Source organism: Arthrobacter rhombi (genome assembly GCF_039526245.1).
GTDB classification, from domain to species: domain Bacteria; phylum Actinomycetota; class Actinomycetes; order Actinomycetales; family Micrococcaceae; genus Arthrobacter_H; species Arthrobacter_H rhombi.
The window spans coordinates 293,460-300,702 of sequence record NZ_BAAAIV010000003.1 but is presented as its reverse complement, the minus strand read 5'-3'; the positions used below and the strand labels follow the sequence as shown (position 1 = coordinate 300,702).

5 protein-coding genes are annotated in these 7,243 nt (G+C 63.8%); all 5 read left to right on the top strand.

All coding sequences use genetic code 11. The annotated features are described in order from the left end of the window. Positions 1–235: 235 nt before the first annotated feature. The 5 genes from ABD088_RS02450 (at position 236) to ABD088_RS02430 (ending at position 7,213) form a co-directional block, all read left to right on the top strand. A complete protein-coding gene (locus tag ABD088_RS02450; protein ID WP_343899845.1) occupies positions 236–2,236 on the top strand; it encodes a M13 family metallopeptidase in 2,001 nt (666 codons plus the stop codon). A gap of 134 nt (positions 2,237–2,370) precedes the next feature. Next, the gene (lysS, locus tag ABD088_RS02445) at positions 2,371–3,900 is read left to right on the top strand and encodes a lysine--tRNA ligase (protein ID WP_343899844.1); all 1,530 of its coding nucleotides are present in this window, start codon (positions 2,371–2,373) and stop codon (positions 3,898–3,900) included. Positions 3,901–3,903: 3 nt separating this feature from the next. Beyond that, positions 3,904–4,086, top strand: a complete 183-nt coding sequence (locus ABD088_RS02440; RefSeq protein ID WP_343899843.1) for a hypothetical protein — start codon at positions 3,904–3,906, stop codon at positions 4,084–4,086. Positions 4,087–4,221: 135 nt separating this feature from the next. After that, positions 4,222–4,524 (top strand): histone-like nucleoid-structuring protein Lsr2, encoded by a 303-nt coding sequence (locus ABD088_RS02435; RefSeq protein ID WP_343899842.1) that lies wholly within the window; start codon positions 4,222–4,224, stop codon positions 4,522–4,524. Between the two features lie 157 nt (positions 4,525–4,681). Beyond that, complete coding sequence (locus ABD088_RS02430; RefSeq protein WP_343899841.1) at positions 4,682–7,213, top strand: ATP-dependent Clp protease ATP-binding subunit; 2,532 nt, start codon at positions 4,682–4,684, stop codon at positions 7,211–7,213. The last annotated feature ends 30 nt before the right edge of the window (positions 7,214–7,243 follow it).

Here is a 7,243-nt window from a genome sequence, read left to right as displayed (position 1 = left end):
ACGCCGCCGGACCATTATTAGGCTCAGGGCCCTGGACATCAGTCCAGGGCCCTGAGTCATTTAACACCCGGTGTGCGGACTGCGGGGTGTGCTTCCCGTGCAGGGTTGGCTCAAGTTTCGCGTTCAGGGGAACACGAGCCGGCACCCAGCAGACGGACGGTTCGCATCAGTAGGGTAGTGGGAGACCGTAACCGGCGCCACATACGTGCGGGCGCCCTCAATCGATGGGGATCCCATGACTGCAGAACCTACTTCACCCATGAGCCCGGCGGCCGAGGCGGCGGCCGATCACCGTGACCATGGCACCCGCATCCAAGACGACCTCTACCGCCACGTCAACGGCCAATGGCTGGCCACTGCCGAGATCCCAGCGGATCAAGGCAGCTATGGTTCCTTCATGAAACTCCGTGATGACGCGGAAGCAGCAGTCCACGCCATCATCCTTGAGGCCCAGCAGGATCCCTCGTCGGAAGAAGGGCTGGTTGACGCGCGGAAGCAGCGGATCGGCGCGCTGTTCTCCAGCTTCATGGACGAGGAGTCCATCGAGGCCCGCGGGATGGACCCCATCCGCGAAGACCTTGCGGCCGTGTACGGCTGCACCAGCATCGAACAGATCCTGACCCTCAGCGGCAGCCTGCAACGGCGTGGCGTCTCGGGGCTCTACCAGGCTGGTGCGAATTCCGACGCGGGACAGCCCGATCGCAACGTTCTCTCGTTGATCCAGTCAGGACTCGGACTGCCAGATGAGTCCTATTACCGTGACGGACAATTTGCCGATCTCCTCGCCGAGTACCAGCTCCACTTGGGGCGGCTCCTGGCTCTGGCGGAGGTGCCGAAGGCGGAGGAAGCTGCGGCCGGCGTCGTGCAGTTGGAGACCGCACTGGCCACGCATCACTGGGATGCCGTGAAGTGCCGTGATGCCCAGGCCCGGTACAACTTGATGGATGCGGACGCTTTGTTCACGCTGCAGCCGACGTTGCGGCTGTGGCTCGAAGGGGCCGGCATCGACGAGAAGTACTACGCCGAGGTCGATGTTTGGCAGCCGAGTTACCTGGAGGGCGTGGAGGGCCTCCTGCGCGACCAACCGTTGAGTGCGTGGCGTGACTGGTTGGCGGTCCAGGTGGTCCGCAGCAACGCGTCCTATCTCTCCTCCGCCTTCGTGGAGGAGAATTTCTCCTTCTATTCGGCCACATTGGGCGGGGTCACGGAAATGCGGCCGCGCTGGAAGCGTGGGGTGGCCTTCACCGAGGGGGCCGTGGGGGAGGACATCGGCCAGCTCTATGTCGAGCGCCACTTCGGAGAACGAAGCAAGGGGCTCATGGAGGAACTCGTGCAGAACCTCATTGCCGCCTACCGGGACTCCATTGGTTCGCTGACCTGGATGACGGCAGGGACCCGTGAACGGGCCCTGGAAAAGCTGTCGCTGTTCCGCCCCAAGATCGGCTACCCGGTGAAGTGGATTGACTACAGCGCGGTGACGGCCGACCCGGAGGACCTGATCGGCAACGTCGCCAGCGCCAACGAATTCGAGTTCACGCGCGAGCTGGACAAGATCGATGATGGCGTCGACAAGGACCTGTGGTTCATGTACCCGCAGACGGTCAACGCCTACTACCACCCCCTGCTCAACGAGATCGGCTTCCCCGCGGCCATCCTGCGTAGCCCGTTCTTCGATCCGGATCGTGACTCCGCCTCGAACTACGGAGCCATCGGCGCCGTGATCGGCCACGAAATCGGACATGGATTCGACGACCAGGGTTCCCAGTTCGATGGCACCGGCCAGCTCCGTGACTGGTGGACCCCCGAAGACCGCGAGGCATTCGAGGGACTGACGGCGAAGCTCGTTGACCAATACGAGGTCCTGGTGCCGTCGGAAGCGCCCGGGCAGCACGTCAACGGCAAGCTCACCTTGGGTGAGAACATCGGTGACCTGGGAGGTCTCGGCATCGCCTACAAGGCCTACCAGTTGGATCTGGCCGCGCGTGGGCTCACGGAGGACGAGGTGATCGACGGGCTCAGCGGTGACCAGCGGTTCTTCCACAGCTGGGCCGAATGCTGGCGCTCCCTGACCCGTCCCGAAACGATGGTCACGCGCATCACCACCGATCCCCACTCCCCCGGGGAGTTCCGCTGCAACCAGGTGGTCCGCAACATGGACGCTTTCCACCGAGCCTTCGGCACCCAGCCCGGCGACGGCATGTGGCTGGACCCTGCCGAACGCGTCGAGATCTGGTGAGCACTCCCGCCGTCGACGCATCCACGGTGGCGGCGACAGCGGGAGCAACAACACCGGAGCAGGGGCAGTGATCGGCAGCACAGACCGAAAGGATCGTGGTCCGGTGAGCTTTCGAGCACGTAGAATCGACTACTGTGACTGCTGACCAGACCCCTGCCGCCCCCTCCTCCACCGAGACCGTCGACACCCGCGACCAGCGGCTGATTCGACTGGCCAAGCGAGCCGAATTGATTGAATCCGGCCGCGAGGCATACCCGGTCGGGGTCGAACGCACCCACACACTGCTTGAGGTCCGCGACAAGTACGCCCACCTTGAAGCCGGCGAGGAGACCGAGGATGTCGTCGGGGTCGCCGGCCGCATCGTCTTTGCCCGCAATACCGGCAAACTGTGTTTCGCAACGCTGCAGGAGTCGGGTCCCCACGGCGAGGCAGTACGTTTGCAGGCGATGCTGTCCCTGGCCAACGTCGGGGAGGAATCCCTGGCCGATTGGAAACGACTCACCGACCTGGGCGATCACGTCTTCGTGAAGGGCGCCGTCATCTCCTCGCGACGTGGTGAACTCTCCGTGATGGTCACCGACTGGCAGATGGCCTCCAAGGCGCTGCGCCCGATGCCGGTGTTGCATGCCGACCTCAACGATGAGATGCGGGTACGCCAGCGCTACACGGACCTCATGGTGCGGGACGAGGCACGCGCAATGATCTACAAGCGCGATGCCGTCACCCGGGCCGTCCGCGACACGCTGTACGGACACGGCTACGTGGAGGTGGAGACCCCCATGCTCCAGCTGGTCCACGGCGGTGCCACGGCACGCCCGTTCCACACCCACCTGAACGCCTTCGAACAGGATATGACGCTGCGGATCGCCACGGAGCTCTACCTGAAGCGCACTGTCGTCGGCGGCATCCCGAGGGTTTTCGAGGTGGGACGGCTCTTCCGCAATGAGGGCGTGGATTCCACCCATTCCCCGGAGTTCACGACTCTGGAGTGCTACGAGATCTATGCCGACCAGTTCGTGATGGCCGAGCGCATCCAGGAAATCATCCTCAACGCAGCCGATGCCGTGGGCGCCGGCCGGCAGATCGAGACATCCAAGGGCACCATCAACCTCGACGGCGAATGGCGCTGGCTCGGTGTCTATCCCGGCCTGTCGGAAGCGGTGGGTCGCGAGGTCACCCCGGACACGACCGCGGACGTGCTGCAGGCGATCGCTACGACCCATGAGGTCAAATTCGACCCGAAGTGGGACGCCGAGAAGCTGGTCATCGAGCTCTTCGGGGAAATCGTGGAGCCCACGTTGATCGACCCGACCTTCGTCTATGACTACCCGCCGACAGCCCAGCCGTTGGCCCGCCCCCACCGTTCCCAGCCGGGTGTCATCGAGGCCTGGGACCTGATCATCGGCGGTATGGAACGTGGCACCGCATTTTCCGAGCTCATCGACCCGGTGATCCAGCGCGAACGGCTCACCGAGCAGTCCCTGCTCGCTGCAGGCGGCGATGACGAGGCGATGCAGCTCGACGAGGACTTCCTGCGGGCGCTGGAATACGGTGCGCCTCCCATGGGAGGCATCGGACTCGGCATCGACCGGCTGGTCATGCTCTTCTCCGACTCGGGTATCCGCGAAACGATCCTCTACCCCTTGCTGAAACCGGAGGCCTGACCCATGGCGTACGTCGAGGTGCTGTTGCCGACCATCGTGGTCGCACTGATCTTCTGGTTCGTCATGCGTGCCGTCTTCCGGGTGGATCGCAACGAACGGCTGGCGGAGGCGGAAGCCGATGCGCGGCGCGAAGCGGCCGAAGGGCCCGCCGGCAATCAGGGAAACGAAAACCCCCCGGCCAACTAACGTATTTTCTGTCGGCGGCCTGTCGTTTCCGCAGTATCATAGTGCTCGGAAACAATAGGTATATCCCGGCCCTCCTCGCGTGGGGGACCGGCTCGACGGCTTCATTGCCCACACCTTCGAAGTAAGGAGCCCTCCGTGGCACGGAAGGTTGAAATTACGCTCATCGACGATCTCGATGGGAGCACGGCCACGGACACCGTGCATTTCGGTTTGGACGGCAGCCACTACGAGATCGACCTGGGTGAGGCAAACGCCGGGAAGCTGCGTGCGGCACTTGCGCCGTTCATTTCCCAGGCCCGCCGGTCCACTGCGTACTCCGCTTCCGAGGCACCGGCCATTCGCGCCTGGGCCTCAGAAAACGGATTCAAAGTCAGCGAACGCGGTCGCCTGCACTCGGAGGTCATCGACGCCTACCGTGAGGCGCACCCGGAGTCCTGACCTCTGCTCCGGCCGCCGGGCACCTTCGGGAAAGCGGTTTGGGGATGGGCCGGCCGGTTCGCCGTGAGAGGATCCGTTATCCCCACGGCGAACACGTGACATCTGGCGCCGATTGATGCGTAGCATCGTCAGTACGCGTTAGCTAGGAGTGTGCCGCATGTTTGAGAGATTCACCGACCGTGCCCGTCGCGTTGTCGTGCTCGCCCAAGAAGAGGCGCGCATGCTCAACCACAACTACATCGGGACCGAGCACATTCTGCTCGGACTGATCCACGAGGGAGAGGGCGTCGCCGCGAAGGCGTTGGAGTCGCTCAACATCTCGTTGGGAGCCGTCCGGGAGCAGGTGCAGGAGATCATCGGCCAGGGCCAACAGGCCCCATCCGGGCATATCCCGTTCACCCCCCGCGCCAAGAAGGTCCTGGAACTCTCGCTCCGCGAGGCGCTCCAGCTCGGCCACAACTACATCGGAACCGAGCACATTCTGCTCGGGCTCATCCGTGAAGGCGAAGGGGTCGCCGCGCAGGTGCTGGTGAAACTCGGCGCCGACCTCAATCGAGTCCGCCAGCAGGTCATCCAGTTGCTGTCCGGCTACCAGGGTGGCAAGGAGACGGCTGGCGCCGGCGTCGGACAGGGCCAGGCCGAGGGCCAGCCCGCCGGTTCCGTCGTGCTGGACCAGTTTGGGCGCAACCTTACCCAGGCGGCACGTGAAGGAAAGCTCGACCCCGTCATCGGCCGTGAGTTCGAGATGGAACGGGTCATGCAGGTGCTCTCGCGACGCACCAAGAACAACCCGGTACTGATCGGTGAGCCCGGCGTGGGCAAGACCGCCGTCGTCGAGGGCCTGGCCCAGTCGATCGTTCGCGGCGATGTACCCGAGACCATCAAGGACAAGCAGCTCTACACCCTGGACCTCGGTTCGCTGGTGGCAGGTAGTCGCTACCGCGGTGACTTCGAAGAGCGCCTGAAGAAGGTTCTCAAGGAGATCCGGACCCGCGGTGACATCATCTTGTTCATCGACGAGATCCACACGCTCGTCGGGGCTGGTGCCGCCGAGGGTGCCATCGACGCCGCTTCCATCCTGAAGCCCATGCTGGCGCGCGGTGAACTCCAGACCATCGGTGCCACCACGTTGGACGAGTACCGCAAGCACATCGAGAAGGATGCCGCACTCGAGCGCCGTTTCCAGCCGATCCAGGTCAAGGAACCCTCAGTGGAGCACACCACGGAGATCCTGCGTGGCCTGCGCGACCGGTACGAAGCGCACCACCGGGTGACCATCACCGATGGCGCGCTGGAGGCCGCTTCCCAGCTGGCACATCGTTACATTTCCGATCGTTTCCTGCCCGACAAGGCCATCGACCTGATTGACGAGGCCGGCGCACGTCTCCGGATCCGCCGCATGACGGCTCCGCCGGCGTTGAAGGAAATGGACGAGCAGATTGCCGATGTCCGTCGGGAGAAGGAAGCCGCGATCGATTCGCAGGACTTCGAGGGTGCCGCCTCGCTGCGCGACAAGGAGCAGAAGCTCCAGGAAGAGCGCGCGGAGAAGGAGAAATCCTGGAAGAACGGCGACATGGACGAAATCGCCGAAGTCGATGAGGAACTCATCGCCGAGGTGCTGGCCAACTCGACCGGAATCCCTGTCATCAAGCTGACGGAAGAGGAATCCGGACGTCTCCTCAACATGGAGGCCGAGCTGCACAAGCGGGTCATCGGCCAGGATGAGGCGATCAAGTCGATCTCGCAGGCCATCCGTCGCACGCGTGCCGGCCTGAAGGATCCGAACCGTCCCGGTGGCTCGTTCATCTTCGCTGGACCCACGGGTGTCGGCAAGACCGAGCTGGCGAAGGCGCTTGCGGAGTTCCTCTTCGGCGAGGAAGACGCACTCATCACCCTCGACATGTCCGAGTACTCGGAGAAACACACCGTCTCGCGGCTCTTCGGTGCCCCTCCGGGCTACGTGGGCTATGAGGAGGGCGGACAGCTGACGGAAAAGGTGCGCCGTCGTCCGTTCTCCGTGGTGCTCTTCGACGAGGTCGAAAAGGCGCACGCCGACCTGTTCAACTCGTTGTTGCAGATCCTGGAAGACGGTCGCCTGACCGATTCCCAGGGACGGGTGGTCGACTTCAAGAACACCGTCATCATCATGACGACGAACTTGGGTACTCGTGACATCTCCAAGGGCGTCATGACCGGTTTCCAGTCCACGACTGACACGAAGACCGGCTACGACCGCATGCAGGCCAAGGTCCAGGAGGAGCTGCGACAGCACTTCCGCCCGGAGTTCCTCAACCGTGTCGACGACGTCGTCGTCTTCCCGCAGCTGTCCCAGGAGGAGATCGTCCAGATCGTCGACCTCTTCGTGGACCGGCTCGAGGTTCGCATGGTCGAAAAGGGCATGCACGTGGAGTTGACCCCCGCCGCCAAGCAACTGCTGGCCACCCGAGGTTATGATCCGGCCATGGGTGCCCGGCCGCTGCGCCGGACCATCCAGCGTGAGGTCGAGGACCAGCTGTCCGAGAAGATCCTCTTTGGGGAAATCGTGGCGGGTCAGACGATCACCGTAGATGTCGATGGAGAGGGCGACACTGCCAAGTTCACCTTCACCGGGCGTGAGGACATTCCTGCCCTCGAGGGCAAGGATGCGCCCGCCGAGCTCGAGGAAGGCCACCTGAGCACCGGCTCCTGATGTGACCCCGAGTAAGGGCCCGGCTCCGCG

What these genes read in the sequence shown, in the direction of transcription:
- ABD088_RS02450 (WP_343899845.1), top strand. Translation starts at nt 236, where the DNA reads ATGACTGCAGAACCTACTTCACCCATGAGCCCGGCGGCCGAGGCGGCG.
- ABD088_RS02440 (WP_343899843.1), top strand. Translation starts at nt 3,904, where the DNA reads ATGGCGTACGTCGAGGTGCTGTTGCCGACCATCGTGGTCGCACTGATC.
- ABD088_RS02430 (WP_343899841.1), top strand. Translation starts at nt 4,682, where the DNA reads ATGTTTGAGAGATTCACCGACCGTGCCCGTCGCGTTGTCGTGCTCGCC.